19 protein-coding genes are annotated in these 19711 nt (G+C 43.6%); 6 read left to right on the forward strand and 13 right to left on the reverse strand.

Annotated features, from left to right (window positions below; genetic code table 11):
- Positions 1-134: 134 nt before the first annotated feature.
- The gene (locus tag SY85_RS16620) at positions 135-1175 is read left to right on the forward strand and encodes an IS110 family RNA-guided transposase (protein ID WP_066406004.1); all 1041 of its coding nucleotides are present in this window, start codon (positions 135-137) and stop codon (positions 1173-1175) included.
- Between the two features lie 163 nt (positions 1176-1338).
- On the opposite strand, the gene SY85_RS16625 is transcribed toward SY85_RS16620, so the two are convergent.
- The gene (locus SY85_RS16625) at positions 1339-2904 is read right to left on the reverse strand and encodes a serine hydrolase domain-containing protein (protein WP_066406005.1); all 1566 of its coding nucleotides are present in this window, start codon (positions 2902-2904) and stop codon (positions 1339-1341) included.
- A 373-nt stretch (positions 2905-3277) separates the two neighbouring features.
- On the opposite strand from SY85_RS16625, the gene SY85_RS16630 reads away from it, so the two are divergent.
- Both SY85_RS16630 and SY85_RS16635 read left to right on the forward strand, forming a co-directional pair.
- The gene (locus SY85_RS16630; protein WP_066406006.1) at positions 3278-4873 is read left to right on the forward strand and encodes an N-acyl-D-amino-acid deacylase family protein; all 1596 of its coding nucleotides are present in this window, start codon (positions 3278-3280) and stop codon (positions 4871-4873) included.
- Positions 4874-4979: 106 nt separating this feature from the next.
- Complete coding sequence (locus tag SY85_RS16635) at positions 4980-6041, forward strand: outer membrane protein assembly factor BamB family protein (RefSeq protein ID WP_066406007.1); 1062 nt, start codon at positions 4980-4982, stop codon at positions 6039-6041.
- Between the two features lie 160 nt (positions 6042-6201).
- Here the strand turns inward: SY85_RS16635 and SY85_RS16640 are convergent, their stop codons facing one another.
- The gene (locus SY85_RS16640) at positions 6202-6609 is read right to left on the reverse strand and encodes an ester cyclase (RefSeq protein ID WP_066406008.1); all 408 of its coding nucleotides are present in this window, start codon (positions 6607-6609) and stop codon (positions 6202-6204) included.
- A 343-nt stretch (positions 6610-6952) separates the two neighbouring features.
- Positions 6953-8071, reverse strand: a complete 1119-nt coding sequence (locus SY85_RS16645) for an AI-2E family transporter (RefSeq protein ID WP_066406009.1) — start codon at positions 8069-8071, stop codon at positions 6953-6955.
- A gap of 244 nt (positions 8072-8315) precedes the next feature.
- On the opposite strand from SY85_RS16645, the gene SY85_RS16650 reads away from it, so the two are divergent.
- Genes SY85_RS16650 through SY85_RS16660 form a run of 3 tightly spaced genes read left to right on the forward strand, consistent with a single transcriptional unit; the run spans position 8316 to position 10269 of the window.
- Positions 8316-9170, forward strand: coding sequence for a hypothetical protein (locus tag SY85_RS16650; RefSeq protein ID WP_066406010.1), 855 nt, complete (start codon positions 8316-8318; stop codon positions 9168-9170).
- A 3-nt stretch (positions 9171-9173) separates the two neighbouring features.
- On the forward strand, positions 9174-9758 hold the full coding sequence (locus tag SY85_RS16655) for an RNA polymerase sigma factor (RefSeq protein WP_066406011.1): 585 nt from the start codon (positions 9174-9176) through the stop codon (positions 9756-9758).
- Positions 9736-10269, forward strand: coding sequence for a hypothetical protein (locus tag SY85_RS16660; RefSeq protein ID WP_148661227.1), 534 nt, complete (start codon positions 9736-9738; stop codon positions 10267-10269). The genes SY85_RS16655 and SY85_RS16660 overlap by 23 nt, the downstream gene beginning before the upstream one ends.
- A gap of 6 nt (positions 10270-10275) precedes the next feature.
- Here the strand turns inward: SY85_RS16660 and SY85_RS16665 are convergent, their stop codons facing one another.
- The 10 genes from SY85_RS16665 to SY85_RS16710 form a co-directional block, all read right to left on the reverse strand.
- Positions 10276-12279, reverse strand: coding sequence for an alpha-ketoacid dehydrogenase subunit alpha/beta (locus tag SY85_RS16665; RefSeq protein ID WP_066406013.1), 2004 nt, complete (start codon positions 12277-12279; stop codon positions 10276-10278).
- A 14-nt stretch (positions 12280-12293) separates the two neighbouring features.
- On the reverse strand, positions 12294-12518 hold the full coding sequence (locus tag SY85_RS16670) for a hypothetical protein (protein WP_066406014.1): 225 nt from the start codon (positions 12516-12518) through the stop codon (positions 12294-12296).
- A 273-nt stretch (positions 12519-12791) separates the two neighbouring features.
- The gene (locus SY85_RS16675; protein WP_066406015.1) at positions 12792-13526 is read right to left on the reverse strand and encodes a glutaminyl-peptide cyclotransferase; all 735 of its coding nucleotides are present in this window, start codon (positions 13524-13526) and stop codon (positions 12792-12794) included.
- A 208-nt stretch (positions 13527-13734) separates the two neighbouring features.
- On the reverse strand, positions 13735-14169 hold the full coding sequence (locus tag SY85_RS16680; protein ID WP_066406016.1) for a TlpA family protein disulfide reductase: 435 nt from the start codon (positions 14167-14169) through the stop codon (positions 13735-13737).
- Positions 14127-14900: a DUF4369 domain-containing protein gene (locus SY85_RS16685; protein ID WP_066406017.1), complete on the reverse strand. Its 774-nt coding sequence runs from the start codon at positions 14898-14900 to the stop codon at positions 14127-14129. The genes SY85_RS16680 and SY85_RS16685 overlap by 43 nt, the downstream gene beginning before the upstream one ends.
- A 379-nt stretch (positions 14901-15279) precedes the next feature.
- Entirely contained in the window at positions 15280-15807 is a 528-nt protein-coding gene (locus tag SY85_RS16690) for a hypothetical protein (protein ID WP_066406018.1), read from the reverse strand.
- Positions 15808-16532: 725 nt separating this feature from the next.
- Positions 16533-16859 carry a DUF6572 domain-containing protein gene (locus SY85_RS16695; RefSeq protein ID WP_066406019.1) on the reverse strand — a complete coding sequence of 109 codons (327 nt, stop codon included), beginning with the start codon at positions 16857-16859 and terminating at the stop codon, positions 16533-16535.
- A gap of 179 nt (positions 16860-17038) precedes the next feature.
- Complete coding sequence (locus tag SY85_RS16700; protein ID WP_066406020.1) at positions 17039-17518, reverse strand: hypothetical protein; 480 nt, start codon at positions 17516-17518, stop codon at positions 17039-17041.
- Positions 17519-17927: 409 nt separating this feature from the next.
- The gene (locus SY85_RS16705; protein WP_066406021.1) at positions 17928-19070 is read right to left on the reverse strand and encodes a glycosyltransferase family 2 protein; all 1143 of its coding nucleotides are present in this window, start codon (positions 19068-19070) and stop codon (positions 17928-17930) included.
- Positions 19071-19115: 45 nt separating this feature from the next.
- The gene (locus SY85_RS16710) at positions 19116-19688 is read right to left on the reverse strand and encodes a Crp/Fnr family transcriptional regulator (protein WP_066406022.1); all 573 of its coding nucleotides are present in this window, start codon (positions 19686-19688) and stop codon (positions 19116-19118) included.
- Positions 19689-19711 lie beyond the last annotated feature (23 nt).

Below are 19711 nucleotides of genomic sequence, written 5' to 3' on the forward strand. Positions count from 1 at the left end.
CCTCACTCTTTTTTATCTCTTCGAGTTTGAACAGAATCTAAGGAATAGTGCTATAGGTCTATATCCAGAATATCCAGCCAGGAGACAAAACGAAGGGAGATTTTTCACTTTCCCCTATTTAAATGCAGTGGTCTATGAGAAAAATTGTAAAGCAGGTAGCGGGCATTGATGTCGCTGCCAAAGAGCTGGTTGTAACCTTGGGACGGATGTATGATGACTGGACGCCCGAGACCTATGCCAGCAAGTCCTTTGCCAACAATCAAAAAGGCTTTCTAAGCCTGGTTTTGTGGGTAAAGAAGCTGACCGGTGCGGTTGAAGCCGTGCGTTATGTCATGGAGGCGACCGGGGTCTATCATGAGGCGCTGGCTTATTTTCTGGAGGCCCAGGGTCACCCGCTCACCATTGTGTTACCCAGCAAGATCAGCAACTATTTTAAAACACTTGACGTCAAATCGGTTACCGATACCACCGCCGCCGAAGCCATTGCCCGGTTTGGATTGGAACGGAAACTCGATAACTGGAAAAAGCCCAACGCCGTGTTCAAAAAGCTCCGGCAGTTAACCCGTGAGCGCGATCAGGTTGTTGAGGCCCGCACCGTGGCCAAGAATCAACTGCATGCCGAGGCCGCTGAAGCGGAACCTGGCCCAAACACAGTGGCCCGGTTGAAAAAACAAATTGCCTTTTTCAATAAGCAGGAAAAAGAAATCAAAGAAGAGATCAGGGCCCTGGTAAAAGCCGACCCACAGGTCAGCCAGGCTGTTGACATCATGAGCACCCTGCCCGGCGTGGGTTCCTTAACCGCCGCCATTGTGCTGGCCGAGACCAATGGTTTTGAACTGGTCCGCAATAAACGGCAATTAAGCAGCTACGCCGGCCTGGATGTAAAAGAAAAGCAATCGGGCACTTCCGTCAAAGGCAAGCCCCGGATCTCCAAAAAGGGAAACAAGCAATTGCGAAAAGCCATGCACCTGCCGGCACTGGCGGCCATACGCCACGCCCCACGATTTAAAGCCGTCTATGCCAGGCTGGTCGCAAGGCATGGCATAAAAATGAAGGCAGCCGTAGCGGTACAAAGAAAACTGTTAGAGATCATGTATGTGATGTATAAAACCAAGACGCCTTACCAGAAAGAGTATGTACCCAAAATAGCCGAAGAAAATCAGGCGGCCGCCTAAAAAACTGGGGTGGTCATAAACAGACCACCCCAAACAGGCTGGCTTAAAGCCGCCTAAAACACAAAAATAAATGAATTAACTATTGGTATTTAACACAGAATCTCTGTGGTTCAATTCTGCGCCTTTCGGCGCCATCTGCGGGCTACCATTCAGCGCAAAGCACTTATTTCTTTGACCGCTCACGCAAGCGGTAATCCTGTATCAACGGCGGGTTATCCGGCATCAGCGTAAAGTACACTTCAATATCAGTGTTCGTTCCTTCAATTATAAAGCTACCACGCAGTTGGTTCTCCGGCACTATTTCTCCTACACGAACAATATTGCCCGCCTTGGCAAACAAGGCACTCGCCTCTTTCCGAAGGGAGTCAATCGGAAAGTCCTTAAAGAAGTTTCCAGAGAAAAGGCCACTTTGCTCGGCTCCCTTCCAATTAGGTAACAGTTTTGCCAACTGCTCTTTGCGCTCTTTTAATACGGGAGACGCAATTAATTGGCGCGGTTTCAATTGCGCTAAAGAGATCAACGTATCTAGTACCCGTATGTTCAGTGTAGCTGTAGGGGCATAGGTTACATTGGCAAAGCAAACTACACCTACGCCATAATCTGGTAAGATCGTCCAGTTGCTGCCAAAGCCGGGCAAGCCACCGCTATGTCCTACCTGCACACGCCCTTCACAGTCCTTGGTCCAGCGCAGGCCAAAGGCATAGCCTGCCACCGTAGGACAGCTGCGCCCACTGGGATATTTATACGCTGCATTCAACGCACCCACCACTCCGGGCTGTTGCATCTCGCGTAGTGAGCTGCGCTTCAATACAACACTTTCTTTAGCAGTACGTGCCGGCCAGGCGCTCATATGCAGGGCCATGTATTTACTAAAGTCTTCCAGTGTGGTGATCACTCCGCCCATAGCGCCATAGGCGCCATCATGTAGCAAAGGCTCGTCTCTCCAGGCGCCGTTGATCCAGCGGTGGCCTTTCGCCAGTTGTCCTGCTGGTACCTTGGTATACTCCCAATAGGTGTGATCCATGCCTAAGGGCTTCCAGATATTTTCTGTTATGTATTGTTGATAGGTTTTTCCTGAAACGTTTGCTACAATCTTTCCCAGTAAAGCAAAACCCAGGTTACTGTATTCATACTGCAAGCCCGGCCCACTGGAAAACGCTGGATCTCTTTTTACTACATCTAACAACTCTTGGTCGGTAGCTGCCAGCTGGCGATCTGCCCATGGATCATCTTGCGGAAAGCCGCCCATATGATTGAGTAAATGACGGATGGTAATAACCGGTGCATCACTAGTGGGGTAGGTGATCTTCTTTAATTCAGGGATATACTTGGCTGCGGGTTCATCCAGTTGCAACTTGCCTTTATCACGCAGCTGCATAATGGCCATGGCCGTAAAGCTCTTGCTCATGGAAGCAATACGGAAATCGGTTTGTGTAGTTACTGGTGTCTTCGTTGTTATATCCGTAATTCCAGCCGTACCGGTGTACAGCAGTTGTCCGTCTACTACTACACCATATACCATACCCGGGAAGTGATTGTTCGTTGCATGTTCTTTATACAATTGATCAATCACTGCTTGTGTGGCCTTTATCTTTTCAATACGCTTAGCATCAGTAAATACCGGCGGCTGATAGCTATTGTGCACAGCTAAAGGTTGGGCCGACTGGGCATAAGAAGTAGTGGTGCCAATAGCAACAAAACCGAGGAGTAAAAAAGTAGAAAAACGCATGGCCTAATTTAATTCATATTGACTAAGCGCATCTGAATTTTAATCCCTGGGCGTAGTCTTTACTGTCAAGCCTTATCGTGGATAGTTCCTGCTTGTGCTATTAGTAATAACTATTCCCTCCCTTATCAACTTGTTAACCTATCAACGAAAATCAGCCATCAGCTATCCTCATATCAGCCATTCCCTCCGTGCCCCTCCCTGCCCCCGCGTCTCCGTGGTTCCTCTCTCTCCGCGCCTCCGGCGCGCTCCGCTTGTAGCGTGCAGCGCGCAGCTTGTAGCTTTCCCCTTTCACGATCTTAACGCCTATCAACAAAATGCTTTTCTATTTATGTAAACGTATTGGAAGTAAGAACGCAAGTAATAACTTTAGAATATGAAAACCTTCTTCTCACTGGCCGTATCGCTGGCTGTATCCCTGGCCGCTACTGCCCAAAACAAAGTTGACGTCCTCATTACCAATGGGCGTATACTGGATGGTACCGGTAATTCCTGGTTCTATGGTAACATAGCCATTAAAGACGGAAAGATCCAGCGCATTGGAAATACGGGTGCTATTGCTGCTACTAAAACAATTGATGCTAAGGGCATGATCGTTGCCCCCGGCTTTATTGACGTGCATACCCACATTGAAGGAGATGAGTTTAAGAACCCAACGGCCAATAATTTTATATTGGACGGTGTAACCACTGTTGTTACCGGCAACTGCGGCAGTTCTAATGTCAATATCAAAAAGTATCTATGGCAGATCGACTCGCTGCATCCATCAATAAATGTGGCTACACTCATTGGTCACAACGATGTACGCAAGGCTGTACTAGGCCGCGCCAACCGCGACCCGAATGAACAGGAAATGCAACAGATGGAAAAACTGGTGCAACAGGCTATGTTGGATGGTGCTGTTGGCTTAAGCACGGGATTGATCTATATCCCTGGCACTTATTCCAAAACCGAAGAAGTAGTACGCCTGGCTAAAGTGGCGTCGCAATACAAAGGCTTGTATGCCTCACACATGCGCAACGAAGGTGATAAAGTAACCGAGGCTATTGATGAAGCCATTCATATTGGTCGTGTTGCCAATATGCCGGTGGAGATCTCTCACTTTAAACTAAGCGGTCAGCAAAACTGGGGACGGAGTAAGGAAACCATTCCTATGATCATCAAAGCCCGTGAAGAAGGCATTGACGTAACCATTGACCAATACCCTTATGGCGCTAGTAGTACTTCATTAAGTACAATGATACCCGACGAGATCCTGGCCGATGGTCAAGACTCTATCGTAGCCCGCCTGCAGCGTCCAGAGATACGCAAATATGTGATCAACGATATGTTGAAAAGCCTGAAACGCAGAGGGCTCAAGCATTTCAGTTACCCGGTAGTAGCTTACCATCGTGCCGATACCGCGCTTAATGGTAAAAGCATTGAAGAAGTAAACCTGCTGAAAGGTCGTAAGCACAAAGCCAAAGAAGAAGCGCAAACCATTGTTGACATGATGATAGCCGGTGGTGCCAGCATGGTGTTCCATGGCATGGGTGATGAAGATATTGAGCGCATCATGCAATATCCCTTTAACATGTTTGCCTCCGATGCTGCTATTCGTGTATATGGTGAAGGTGCTCCCCACCCACGTGGATATGGTACCAATGCCCGCGTGTTAGCGAAATATGTACGCGAGAAAAAAGTGATCTCTTTGGAAGATGCTGTCCGCCGTATGACGTCGCTGCCTGCTCAAAAGTTCAACTTAAAGGATCGCGGTTTATTGCGCGAAGGCTTTGCTGCTGATATTGTCATTTTCAACGAAAAAGAAGTACAGGACCAGTCTACTTACGAAAAGCCACATGCCTATTCTACTGGCTTCAACTATGTATTGGTAAACGGACAGGTAGTAGTTGAAAACGGCCAACACATAGGCACACGCAGTGGTAAGGCACTGATGGGCCCTGGAAAAGACGTAGTAATGAATAGTCTATAGTAAACTAAAGATGACAGATGATAGTTGACAGCGCTGTATTAAGCCTCCGTCATCTATCATCTGTCAACTAACAACACATATACTCACTGCTTTTAAAATCCTACTTATGAAACGACTGCTGCTAATTACTTGTTCCTTTTTTTCTTTGACAACCTTTTCTCAAAAGGTCTTTTTTACTTCGCCTCAAACATTTGACGCAAGTACCCTTAATGTTTTTTATGCCTCTGTTTGCCAGCAGGGTAATTTAGTGTTATTTAATGCGCCCGACTACCGCTTGTACGCCTTTGATAAAAAATCAGGCACTGAAAAGTGGAATCAGTATCTAAAGTGGAAGTCAAACCAGGCACCCTTCATTGTCAGTAACCGTATATGGGTAAAAATGGGCGATCATGTAGTGCAGCTGGATGCCGCCACTGGTGAAAAACAAAAGGACCTGGTCTTTGCGTCTGTAGAGACAGAGCCTGTTGCAAAAAATGGATTGCTATACTTTACCGGTATCTATGACGGCGGCTGCTTGTTTGCCTATGAGCCACAAAAAGATACCATTGTGTGGAAGCGTTTCATTGCACACGGCACCTCACAAACTCCTTATTACCTGAAAGATAAAATTGTAGCCAATGTAGAAGGAAACCGTTGGTTGGAATTCAATTATTCTGGAAAAACGAAAGATGCCAGGTGTGAAGTTGAAGAAGGTCAATTCCTCTCCGAATCGCCTTGTGCAAAAGAGTTTTATGCACTTACCCATGATGGCAACCCTATAACTGGTAAACTGGCAAAAGAGCTTTCAGTTGATGGTAATACCATTCAAGACTATGTTACCACCTCAAGAAATACATTTCTAATTAATAATGAGCAGCTGACAGTATTGGGTAATAAGTTGAAAAAGACAGTTGCGGTAGATCTTCTTTCTCTTTCCGATTCATTGGTTGAGTTCAATACAGATTCTTTATCCCACCCCGATGAAAGTCTGACAAAGATTTTGAAAGCCGATGATACGCATGTGTGGATAGCCTTCTACCATCATCTGCTTATTTATAATCACGCACAAAAAAAGTTAGAGCGCTTGATAAACCTCTCCACCTGGGAGCCCCACCAGATTGTAGCTGATAATAACAACCTCTGGATCATTTCCCGAAAGGACGGGCGATTGTATGGTGTGAGTATTTGATAGAAGTTTGTTGACAGTTGATAGAGGGCGGACGACTGTAGGACGGCAACTGCTGTCATCTATCATCCGCCAACTGTCCTCTTATCATCAAGATAAAGAAAGGGGTTATGGAATAGTAATTTCATAACCCCTTTTGCGTATAAGCAATTGGTATGGCTGCTTATGCGTTCAACTGCTGTATTAGCACGTTGAGCAACATATAAATTCTAGCTTCTTTTATCAAGCCGTTCTCTAAATCATAGCACACAGTGAACGGTACGTTTACTTCTTTGTTGGTTGCAGCAATGCCTGCAATTTCTCCAATATGTGTTCCTCTAAACATCGCTTCAATCATCGCTTTGTTTTCGGTAACTACTAAATTGGTGATCTCAGCCCTGGCATTAAAAGCTACATGGTACATATAATGCAGCATAGCACCTACTTCTGTTCGCCCCTTATGCTCTTCGCCTGTAGCCATGTTTTTGAATACACCATCTTCAGCTACAAACTTTACATCGTGCGTTTGAACATACTCCTGCATGTTCTGTTGTGTCATAGACGACACCGTTTTTTCCAACATTTCTTCCATTACATATGATTTAGGGTATTAACAAACAATCTTGTTATCAAAAGGGAGGGGGAGAAAGAAGGCTATTTATAGGAATGGAAGCGATAGGTGTATGAACTAGTAAGATAGGAAATTAAAAAGGAAAAAACCAATGCTGGGCGCATTTTTCTATTGAGTATTTTTTAGTCATCAATAACAGCTAAGCTATATACATGGTAAACTTAACTGTAATGATCATTTGCCAAAGGCATGAAAGAAAAAATGACTGAACCATCCAACAGATATCTTTGATGCTATGTTATTAATTCTGAGTAACTGATTTAGTAAAGATGTTTAATTAGGGGCCTAACCTGTATGGTAATGCCTATGAATGGGTGCCTCGCTTATACTGTACCATAGTAAGAGCTTTTCGCCTGGCCTTGGCCCACATGGAGCCTTCTAGCCGCGTAGGCACTTCATCGCCCAGCAACTTACCCCAGGGTTTTAATTCGTCAATCCGGTCAAAAACGATCTTTAATATTCCAATAAAAGGAATAGACAGAAACATTCCGGATATACCCCATAAAGCGCCAGCCAGCAGTACGCCTACAATGGAGATTAATGCATTGATCTTTACTTTGGACGATACAATCCAGGGAATTAAAAAATGGTTATCAATAAACTGAATGATCAAGTAAGCGATAATAATACCCAACTGGGTATGGTAACCGTTCTTGGTAATAGTAGCCATTAACACAGGCAGGGCAATGGCAATGATACCACCTATATAGGGCAGTACATTTAGGATAGCGCCAATTACCCCCAACAATACGGCATACTTCACGCCTAAAATAAGCAAGGCTATAGCGTTTAGTGTAGCCACAATGATTCCTTCAATCAATAGGCCCACCATATAACTCTGAACCGCCGTTTTGGTTTGCTGAAGTACTATGCTGACTTCTCCCGCATTTTTTTCTGCAAACACCTCATACAAAAAGTTCAGTAGAAGATTCTTGTAATACAAAAACAGAAAACTATATACCGGCACCAGGAAAATAAGTGTCAATGAGCCTACAACAGTAGTCAGCGAATGACCTAAGAAAGCCTGCAGTCCATTTTCGGCTTCATGCAGCAATTGCTGTTGTTTGGCGGAACTTAGGCCCAACTTATTGGTAGCCATCTGCTGGGCCGAGATAAAAAGGTCTACAGATTTCTGCTTCAATACAGGTAGTTCATTGCTAAACCCTGTTAGTTGTGAAGAAAGAAAGTAGATCAGTCCCACCATGAAAACAATCGCTAGCAGTAAACTGATAATGATGGCGACAACTTTGGGAAATTTCTGTTTTTCAAAACGGTTGACCAAGGGGTTTAATAAAACGGATAGCAATAAAGCAAAGGCAAGGGGAATAAGGATTTCCCGTAAACTGGCAAGAACATATACCAGTAACACCAAACCCAATAAAATAATTGTGCTCCTGATATAAAAGGGATGTTTGGTTTGCATAACCCACCGTATTTACAAACAGCCTGTTGCTGCCTGGCTATATACAGGATGTGCAATTATTATGCTATTCAGTAATAATCGATTATAAAGGTTAAAGGAAGAGGTACAACTGCTGGCCTCTGAAAAGAGGGCTGTCATATAAATTGTTAATTGTACAGCCGTTTTAAAAAGGCAGAATAAAAAAATGGGATCTTTCCAACAATTACTTAAGTAGTAACGTCATTACCTGTAAACGAACTGATTTATGAGATTTGCCTTTTTGAAGACTAACCTATGCTTATTACTCCTGCTCTTTTTTTCTATAGCCGCTACAGCGCAAACCTATACCGATGTGGTACACCTGAAAAACGGTACTATAGTTAGGGGTATCATTATTGAGCAGGTGCCAGGCAAAACGATAAAAGTTCAAACCGCAGATGCGCTGAAAGTAGAGATCAATTACAGCGATATTGAAAAGATAAGTAAAGAAACATCTATTAGTTCCAAAGAAACCACTATTACACCCGGTACTGCTTATAATCCATCTACTACACCTGGCTCTCCTAAAGCCAGCTTTAAAAAATACTTTTTCACAGCTGGTGCAGGCTTCTTTTCGGGCGATGGTATTGGTTACACTGGCCGTATATCTGTAGGATTGCAATTGGATAAACACTTTGACATGCAAGCTTTCTTCCAACTTTCTGAGGCAGATAGAGGTTTAACCAGGGGTGCCAAACAGGAAAAGTATAACCGACTGTCCATGCAGAATTTTGGTATCAAGGGGAGCTTTGCTCTTGCTACTACATCTTCTGTGCGCCCTTATTTTAGCATTGGTACTGGCTACTGCCGCACTCCTTTTACCACTTCCGGTAGAGCATTCGATGAGGAATTTGGAATGAGCATAGGAGGCTATGGTTATTACAGGAGCTTTTTCATCAATCCCGCCTTTGGCCTAAGCATTCCCGTTGGAAAGAACAATAGCTTCTTTACAGAACTTAATTACAATTACCACGCCTGGAAAGAGATACACAATTTTATAGGCAATCCGCTGCCAGCTAATTATCCCCAACCGTATTCAAGTGCTCAATTTGCTAGCCTATTGGTAGGCGTTAAATTCTAAGTCATGTGTGAAGAAGCACTGATCAAAGGTTGTATTCAACAAGACAAGCGCTGCCAGGAAAGCTTGTATAAGCAGTACTACGCTGATATGCTGCGGGTGTGCCTGCGTTATGCAAAAAGCCAGGAAGAAGCCTTGGATATCTTAAACCGGGGCTTTTTAAAAGTCTTTACGCATATAGCTACTTATAAACAATCAGGAGCCTTGGGCGCTTGGATACGCCGCATAATGGTGAATACGTCGATTGACTATTACCGTGGAAAGAGTGCTTTGGAAAATGTAGTGCCGCTAAACAAAGATGCAGCAGACGACCTGCAACAAGCCTTTATTCAGCCAGAGATCTACGCCCGTTTTTCATCCAATGATATCCTATTGCTCTTACAATCATTACCTACCAACTACCGCTTGGTGTTTTCCCTATATGCGGTAGAAGGCTACAGCTATGGAGAGATTGCCAACTTAATGAACCTTAAAGAAACCACCTGCCGTTGGTACCTGATGGAAGCCCGAAAACTACTACAACAAAGAATGAAACAGTTGCTTTTGCTCACCCCTCAAACAAACAGCTATGACCAGGCCGCCGCTTCATAATATGGATTCATTGTTTCAGCAAAAGCTGGAAGAGCTGCCTGTTGATGTGTCGCAACAGCAAGCACAATGGACGGCGTTAAGCCAGGCTATGCACAGGCCATCCGGTTTGCGCGCCCAACTACGCAAGCCTTGGGTGAAGGGGCTATACATGACGGTAGTTGCCTTGGTGCCCTTTGGTATATTTTATTTGTCTAAACCATCACAACTCATAGAAAGTAAAGCCGATGCCTATACGCCTGGCAGCGTGACGAAAAGCTTAATGTTTTTAAATAAAGAAGAGTGGTCTACCCAAACTAACGATGTTCATAGTAACAGGCAAAGCTTGTTGCAGGCAGAAACAAAAGAAGCCAACCGTGCTGTACTACCAACCGCTATTTCAACTGAAAAGGAAAAACAGTTGGTAACAAACGAGCCGTCGGCTAAGCAAAAAGACAGTATGCGTACAGCGCCTTCCAAACAGGAAAAACCTGCCACCAAAAAAACGGACAGTACCTACATCTATTGGCAATAAGGCTGCTTAGTATTGGAGCAGCTTTTGAATGGTTTCTTCCAGTCGCGACTTGGCTAAGAAGTTTTGCTCCAACTCTAAGTTGAAAGGCACTGCCGTATCTAGCGAGGCGCACCGCATGATCGGCGCGTCCAGGTAGGTAAAGCAATGCTCGGCAATCCAGGCACTGATCTCGCCACCTAGGCCACCTACTAAGGTATCTTCATGCAGCAGCAATACTTTACCGGTGCGTTGTACGGCTGCTTTAATAGCATCGTAGTCGAGCGGCAACAGGCTTCGCAGGTCTAAGATGTCGATAGAAATTTCAGGATGTGAGGCTGCATAATCTTCTGCCCAGTGCACACCACTACCATAAGTAATGATGCTGATATCATCGCCACTGCGTACATGGCGCGCCTTACCAATCTCCACTTCATAATAGGCTTCTGGCACTGGACCACTGATGCTTCTATACAGCGCTTTGTGTTCAAAGAATAATACAGGGTTAGGATCGTTGATTGCTGCAATGAGAAGCCCCTTGGCATCTGCAGGGGTAGAAGGGTACACTACTTTCAAGCCGGGCACATGTGTAAACCAGGCTTCATTGCTTTGGCTATGAAACGGGCCGGCACCCACACCACCGCCGGTAGGCATGCGCACCACCACATCGGCATTCTGTCCCCAGCGGTAGTGGATCTTGGCCAGATTGTTTACAATCTGGTTAAAACCCACGGTTACAAAATCGGCAAACTGCATTTCCATCATGCTCTTAAAGCCTTCCAGGCTTAAGCCCAGGGCCGCACCCACAATAGCACTTTCGCAAAGCGGTGTATTGCGCACACGCTTTTTTCCAAACTCCTCTACAAAACCCTCTGTTATTTTAAACGCACCACCATACTCTGCAATGTCTTGTCCCATCAGGATCAAATTGGAATGTTGCTTCATGCTTTGATGAAGACCTTCTTTTATAGCATCTATAAGGCGAAGTTCTCTGGAAGCTTCACGCTGTACGCTATACGCTTCACGCCCTTCTTGCAGCGTGTAGCGTGCAGCGTATGGCGCGTACATGTCGGTTAATTCATCCTCCGTCTTCACCACCATTGGCTTGCTGTCAAAGCCAATGCGCAATTCTTCTTCTATCTGCTGACGCATAGACTCGCGCACCTGGCGTATAGTCTCTTCCGCTAGTACGCCCTGTTCCATCAGCCAATGTTCATAGTTGGCAATTGGATCTTTAGCCGCCCATTCTTCAAATAATTCTTTAGGAACATACTTGGTACCACTGGCCTCTTCATGGCCACGCATGCGAAAGGTCATGCACTCTATCAAGTAAGGCTTTTGTTCGCGAATGCAATATTCACGTACGCCTTTGATCGTATCATAAACCTGCAGTATGTTGTTACCATCAATGACTATGCTCTCCATACCGTAGCCCTTGGCCCGTTCGGCCAGCTGGCTGCAACGGTACTGCTCGTTTACAGGTGTGCTTAGGCCATAACCGTTGTTTTCAATAATAAAGATCACCGGCAGGTCCCACACGGCAGCGGTGTTCAGCGCTTCATGAAAATCGCCCTCGCTGGTACCGCCATCACCGGTAAAGGTCAGCGACACTTTGTTTTCTTCACGCAACTTATAAGCTAATGCTACACCATCGGCAATAGCCAGCTGAGGACCTAAATGCGAGATCATACCACAGATATGGTGCTCGGGGCTGCCAAAGTGAAAGCTGCGTTCGCGGCCCTTGCTGTAGCCATCTTGTGCACCTTGCCATTGTTTGAATAGTTTGCTCAAAGGCATATTACGCGAGGTAAACACGCCCAGGTTGCGGTGCAGCGGCATGATCCATTCATCGGGCTGCAGGGCCAGGGTGGCACCTACCGAAATGGCTTCCTGCCCAATACCACTAAACCATTTGGAGATGCGGCCCTGGCGCAGGAGCACCAGCATTTTTTCTTCAATCAATCGAGGCCACAACAGCTGTTGATAAAGATGTACCAGTTGGTCGTTCGTAAGATCGTTGCGCTGAAAATACATAGTGCCGGTTTGAGTCAAACGTTAACTACAAACTTAGAGATAAAGGGGCAATGGCTGATGGCTGATTTTGGGATTTCTGATTTTAGTAATGCTAATTGCTTTGGCTGAACCTGTTTAGGGTTAATCGTTGCATTAAAGAAAACCAGCGTAAAGGCCAGTTTGATGGCAGTTGACGGTTGGTAGTTGACAGATGAAAGTAGCGTACTGTCAGCTGCCATCTGTCCTCTGTCAACTGTCATCCGTCAACTATCCCCTTAATACGCCCTACGTTATTGAAAACGGTATTATACGCAGGTATGCTATTGTTCTGGTTTTGGTTTGGTATTGTTCGGGCTTTATTCGGGCCGGCTTCGGAAAGTTCCGAACAATGCTAAAAGAAATCTCGAAGAAAGGTGAAACAAAGTGGTAGAGAAAAGGCATTAGAAAGTGTAGTAATGGTAATAGAGAAATGCCTGTCTCAAATTTACGAAATAGTCGTTTTGCCAGGACAAAATTGCTTTGCTTTTTCCCGCTTAATGCGAGAAAGAAATCTCATAGATATGTGGCCACATTTTGCCGGTAACATAAACACTATCATTGGCAGGATTGAAGGCAATGCCATTCATTTCCAGGGAGCCCGGGTACTTTAGTTTAGCATCCTGAGCCAGGGAGGTGAGATCTAAACGGCCTACAACGGCTCCTGTGGCTGTATCAATCTTTACAATAGAATTGGTTGTAAATATATTGGCATAAATAAAGCCATTAATGTATTCCAAATCATTGAGCAGTTTTACGGGTCCATTGTTGTCGGAAACCAGTAGCGTTTTTTGTACCTGAAAAGAAGAAGGATCTAAATAGGTTAGAATAGGTGTGCCATCGCTCATGATCAACACCCGACCATTGTTGGTAAGTCCCCAGCCTTCACGAGAGGGAAAACTGAATTCGCCAATAGGTTTAAAGCTTTTAGCATCGTAGATAAAACCCACTTTAGTAAGATAGGTAAGCTGGTATACTTTGTTGTTTAAAAAGGTAATGCCTTCTCCAAAATACTTCTTACGATCCAGCTCAACTTTGGGGGAAATGTGTCCGGTGGTTAGATCAACCGTTCCAAAAAGCGAGCGGGTTTGGGGAAAGCTGGTGTCTGCGCTGGTGCTTTCATATAGTACACCATTGTGCACTAACAAGCCTTCTGTATAGGCACTGGTATCGTGTGGGTGAATAGTATGTAAGGTATAGTTGATCAGCGGAACAGCATTTGTTTCTTCCATGGACGATTCTGTCGTTTTAGTTGAAGGATTTTCGTTAGAGGTGCAACTTATTAGCAACAGTGTAATACAGGTAAGGAATATAATTTTCTTGGTAGCGATCATCATATGGTTTTCGTAATTATTAAATGTAATAAATACATCAGATGGACCATAAAGTTTGTTTGCTGCTTATACCTCCTCAAATGCTTTTGGATAGTGAACTGTTTATTTAATTAGGTTTTCCAAATAGTTCATTTAGATCTTGATAAAGTTCCCAGTATGGTCTTTCTCCATAAGCTCTTTCTCCGCCATTATACCGGGCAATGACTTTCCCCTCCCGGTTAATTAAATACAGGATGGGAACAAAATCGGCAGAATATAGGTTCTTAATAGTGTCGTTATCTAGAATGTGTTGCCATCTTTGCATGCTGTCTTCGGCAATCGCCTTTTTCCAATTTTCTTCTTTGTCGTTAATTGCGATACTGATGATTTCAAAACCATTGTCGTGGAACTTCTCATAAATAGCTTTTAAATTGGGAGTGAGTCGACGGCAGGGAAAGCACCATGAACCCCAAAAGTCGAGCAGTACAAAGCTTTTGTTTTGAAACTGTTTTAAGTCAATTATATTTCCATTAATTGTTTTGGCACTAAATTCTGGAGCCAAATGGTCAAGAGGTACTTTTTTACCTTATTCATGTGCCACAGTATTTTCTTTCCATAACTACTCATTTTAACTGCTGCAGGCATTTGGTTATACAGATCATCAACAGGATAAAGTGAAAACTGCTCAACGTCCATGTTCCATTTAATAAGATAAGCTGTAACAAAGGAGCCAGGATTTTGAACAATGAATAAAGAATCTGCTTTTGCTTTCTCTTTATATAACAATAGCGCTCTTTTTTCCAGGCTTTCTTTTTCCGCAGCAGCTGTATTTGTTCCATTTAGCTTTTTCTGTACCTCAAATAATTCCTCAAGCACCTTTCTTTTAGTCAAAGAAAGTCTTTCGTAATCCATCTGAGAGAGGGTTCCGTTCATTTGCAAAGTATTAAAGCTGTTCTTTATAGCCTTGATGTTCAGGTTGCCTTCTTCCAAGAAGATCTCTGCACGATCAGGACCAAAAGGCATCTCTCTATCAAGAGAGATTTCAGCCATTGTAGGTTCATTAACTTTCCCATTGAAGTGAAAGCTACCATTCCGAAGAACGCAACTATCCCAGACTGTCCCAAAATCTTCTGTTGTATATCGCAGGTAAATATTTCCTTTCCTTAAACCCGTTACCTTTCCAGTCAAGTAAAACTGTTTATAATTACTGCTGTCATTTGAAAGAGCAGTTAGAGGAAACAGGGCGGCAGTAAGTGAAAGCGTAAAAAGAAATAGAAGTAAAGGTTTCTTCATATGCAGAAGTTTGGCGCAACCAAAATAATAGTCAAAAAGTAAAGGAAGGCTTAAAGTGAGATCAATGGGAATGTTTATAGCTCAAGCCGTGTCCTGCTAACGCAAAAAAGATTGAAGTAGAGACATGGCTGAGACCAAAATTCAACATATGGGTCAATGCACATGGCTTTCATGATCTAAAGCTGGCCTTCCAGGAAAAACTCAGTAAGGCGTTTAAGGAGTCGGAGATAAAGTTGCCGGGGATGTAGATAGGAGTGGTTTTTGAATTTAGGTAAACAGAAAGATATAGGACGTTTCTTATAACAAACGCCGTGTCATGCTGGCGCACAATGGCTAGATGTAGAGACACAGCAGGGACCGAGATACTATCTTAGTCGAATTAGTCAATCATGTAAGTAAATCTATGACTTTTAAAGACCGCTTTTAACTTGTTATACTTTGCATAACTCATCGTATGCTCAAAAGGAAAATCGTGCACATCAAAACCCTTACAGTCAAAACAAAGGTCGATATAGGAAATCTTATTGTCTTTATAGGCTAATATCGTGTGGTGAGGGTCAAAACAGGCAGTATAAATAATATCATCGGTGACCTTCTCGTCTAGAATTTGACCCAAGCCTACTGCCTCAATATCTTTTAAGCGAACCCGCTCTTGGATAATACTTGTATTCAGCCGTCCGCTATCTAAAAGGTTGGCACCTGAAGGGAGCTTTCCTGTTTTTGAATCTGGCGGGCTATCGTCATAAGTTTGATGACTAATAAGGACTATTGAATCCGCAGAAGTAATAAAATTATGTGCAATACTTTTCTGGGAATTATGAACAAGAGGTAGTGCTGTTTTTTCTGCTGGGCTATGAGGGTTGCTGCAAGAAAATAGTAAAAGACTTATAGTAAATACTTTGTGCATAAGTTTCGGTGATACTCAAATATAAGTATGTTTTTGTGGACTTGCCGGATATATGACTTAGTTACTATTGCTTCATAACAAGCACTTTACACTTGCGTTTCTTTATTGTCGGAAACACGAAAAGCGCAGTGTGTAAAATGAAAAAATTTCTATGTTAATAGCTTTGATTGTGATGCGGTTATAAGATGCTGAAACGAGTTCAGCATGACAGTAAAAGTCATTATTGATAACAAACAGGCTTTGGTGTGAGTCTCTGAGATCCTTCACTGCGCACAGCATGACAAAGGCAAGAGGCGTTCTGAATGGTGTCAAGTAGTTAGCGTAAGTGTTTATTTCGTTTGTATAGTGCTATTGAGTGTTCAAGTTGTATCATGCGCCATTGATAAAGTCTACCCCCAAACTGGCGCCAGTATGCGGGGTTGGGTAAGTAGCGTGGGGTACTGGTGCCGCACTGTAGGTAACGTTTTGGCTTAGTTGTTTTGGGCACTGTTTTGAAAAAGCTACGACCTGCCCTATTCCCCGGCGCCAGTACCCCGCGCGGCCAAGGCCAGGCGGCATACTGGCGCCAGAATAGGTTTCTTAGTTGGCGGTAATATGGAAAGCCCCTGGCTATTTGTAGAGAACGATGAAATTATAGTTCACGCTGTCCTGAGTTTGTAACTCAGGACAGCGGTCGTTTCTTGATTAAGGAACACTACAGATAGCGGAGGGGAGTAAGGGCTCTGTTATTCATTAAAGTCTAGGACTTTCCATTGAAAGCCAATTCCTGCGCTTGTTATTACCTTCTTCGCCTTTTCTAAAAAGGAGGTTGCCTCGTCAGCCGGTTCGTATTTCAAAGCAGCTTCTATGATTATTTCTTTTCCAGCTGCAGCGGGATAGTCATTTATAATTTGCCCACTTTCAATGAACTGCAAGTAAGCATTGATCTTGTCTTGAAGCAATTGAAGATGCCAAGCTTCGCTCCAAGGGTGATGGTCTGAAATGTTTAAAACAACATTCCCTTCGGGTGATGTACTAATAACATCAATAACGCCAGTTTGATTTATACTCATTGAAAGAGAAAAAGGTTTTTTGAACTGCGCACAACGGATAAAGACTTGTCAATGTGTCGACATTGGTAATGCAGGCAGTCTTAGTAAGTTATTCAAAAGCCCAATAAAGAACAAATGTCGGGTGAGGATTCTTCAGCTTATGGGCAAGCGCCTGTTATAGGCAGCCCTTCAGTCTTTCGTTATTTGTGAATTATAGGAATTGCAAGATGTTCAGCTGTTCGCACAATCTCTTGAAGTGTATCTACCTGAAGATTGTCCTTGCTCTTGTTTAACTCAAAGACTTCCATCTTTTCTTTCATAATAAAAAGCGTTAATGGCTCAAAGATTTGGAGTTTGGATTTCTCTACTAACACTTCCAGCCTTGCTTTGTCAAACGGAAGTCGTATTTGTTTGATGTCTGAAAACAGGGATTTGAAGAAAAGAACGACTTCTTTTCTGTCAGTGTCAAAGGTTAGTCGTTGAAGGCGTCGTCGGCTCGCCTTGTCGTAAAAGTCTTTCAAAAGCAATAGTCCCGGAACGATGAGCGAGAATATTGTCAGTTTCTCCGGGAACCACAATAAAACAACAGAATATATAACTGCAATAATTACTATAGTAATAGATGTATCTCTAATAAGGTCAGTGACTGTGTAAGTTTTAGTCGTGTCAAATGTGTTCATCTATGATGAGTGGTTGTTTCTGGGCTGCCTGTAACAATCAAATATACTCATGTTTTTGAGGGCTTGCAGGATTATGGCTTAGTTAGGATTACTTCATAACGATCTTGGCACTTGCGGTCCTTTGTGCTGGCAACCTAAAAACGCAAGTGTGCAGGATGGAGAATACTTCTATGTTAATAGCTTTGATTGTAATGCGGTTATCAGATGCTGAAACGAGTTACGCCTGACAGCGAAGTGTATGATTAATAGCAAGCTGGTTGAAGGTGCAAGTGCCCTTCGCCAAGCTCAGGGCGACAAAGGCAAGAGGCGTTATATATGGCGGTCAGGTTACTATTGTGAGCGTAAGTGTTTATTTCGTTTGTGTCGTGCTATTGAATGTTCAAGTTGTATCATGCGCCAATAATAAAGTCTACACCTGCTTCCTTAATTCTGTCAACGGATAAAAACTATCACGCCAGTAAATGCCTCCTTGCTTGATGGTGAGCCAGGTTGATTTAATGATGATATACACCATTACCAGTCCAGAGAAGGGAATTAATAACGCGTGCCACCATTTAGCCGCAATACCTTTCTTCAATAGCATAAGTAGTACTTGTGCTATTAAAATAACAACACCCATTAGCTGGTATAGAGATCCGGAAAGAAGAAGTAGGGGCACAGGCAATACTAAAATAAGAAAGGTGGAGATGGCGGTACCAATCGCCGTACCTACCTGGTAATTGGATACGGAAAACATATTCTTCATTAGCCCGTTTACAAACTGCTGAAGACTGGTATACCATTCCAATGCAATTTCTTTTTCACCATAAAGAACATCTTGTTTGAAACCTGCGCTCTTGACCCGTTCCCCTAATTTCAGATCATCATCTGGCCGTAGCGAGATAACAGAATGTGTACCCGCTTTCTCATAAGCTTCACGCTTTACTAAGTTAAAGGCACCTACGCCTAACGAGGCTTTAGAAGAAGGATTAGAGATTTCCCAAGGCCGCAGCTTTATATCCAGCATCAGCGCAAACGTGTTCATGACGCCTTTGAACAAAGAAGAGCGAGATGTTATCTGGGCAAACATCGTTAAATGATCCAGTTGCTTTTGCAACACATAGCGCATCGACTTTTTCAGCGCTCCTTTTTCAAACAGCACATCGGCGTCTGTAAATAATAACCATTCGTCTGAAGAAGCCTTGTAGCCTTGATATAAGGCATGGTTCTTACCCAGCCAGCCTTGTGGCAACTCTTCAACATTAATGATGTGAAGACGCGGATGCTTGCTGGCCATTCTGGAGAGGATAGCTGATGTAGTATCGGTTGATCGATCGTTGATGACGATTATGTTGTAATTGGGATAATCCAGTTCACACACACTATGCAAGGCATCTTCCACGTCTGCTTCTTCATCTTTTACAGCGATGATCACGGTTACCGCAGGACAGCTTTTTTCATCTAATGGAGTCTGATCTTTCAGGTAAACGATCTTACGGCAATTGATGATCAGGTATAGACTTACACCTGTCCAGAAAAGCAACATAATGATTGAGTAGGCAGTTAGTATCATATGGCAAAACTATTGCAAGCTTAAAGCACACCATTTGATCTTAGGTCAAATAATGGCCACTGCTCTTATACGACTGAGTGTTTCCTGCGTGATACCAAGGTAGGAAGCTATATGTTTGAGCGGTACACGCTGTATGATTTGAGGAAATGTTTTCAGCAGGATCACATAGCGTTCCTGTGCTGTTTTGAAGCGCTGGTCAATGACGTTTTGCTGTAAGCTAATAAGTCCGTTCGTGAGCAGGATGCTATTCAGTTTTTGCATGTCGTGGTGCTTGTCACAAAGCCAGTTGATTTGCTCACGGGTTAGTACCAGCATGTCAGATGCTTCAAGTGTTTCAATGCATTGAGCACTGGCTTGGCCACCAAAAAAGCTTAACAGCGAGCACATGAACATGTTCTCAAACATAAACCAGTCAGTATATTCCTTTCCCTGGTGAAAGTAAAAGGCTCGTGTGGCGCCCTTGAAAATAAAGTACATTTTTGAAGAAAGGGCACCCTCCTGTACTATGGTAGCATTTTTGGGAAAATGGGCTTCTGCCAGACATTGATCTATATCTGCTATTGTTTCCTGGCTAAGTGTAGTAATAGATGACAAAGCATTAAAAAACTGTTGCCGCATGCCATGAATGTTTAAGAAAAGAG

Origin of the sequence: Flavisolibacter tropicus (assembly GCF_001644645.1) — a bacterium.
GTDB classification, from domain to species: Bacteria; Bacteroidota; Bacteroidia; order Chitinophagales; family Chitinophagaceae; genus Flavisolibacter; species Flavisolibacter tropicus.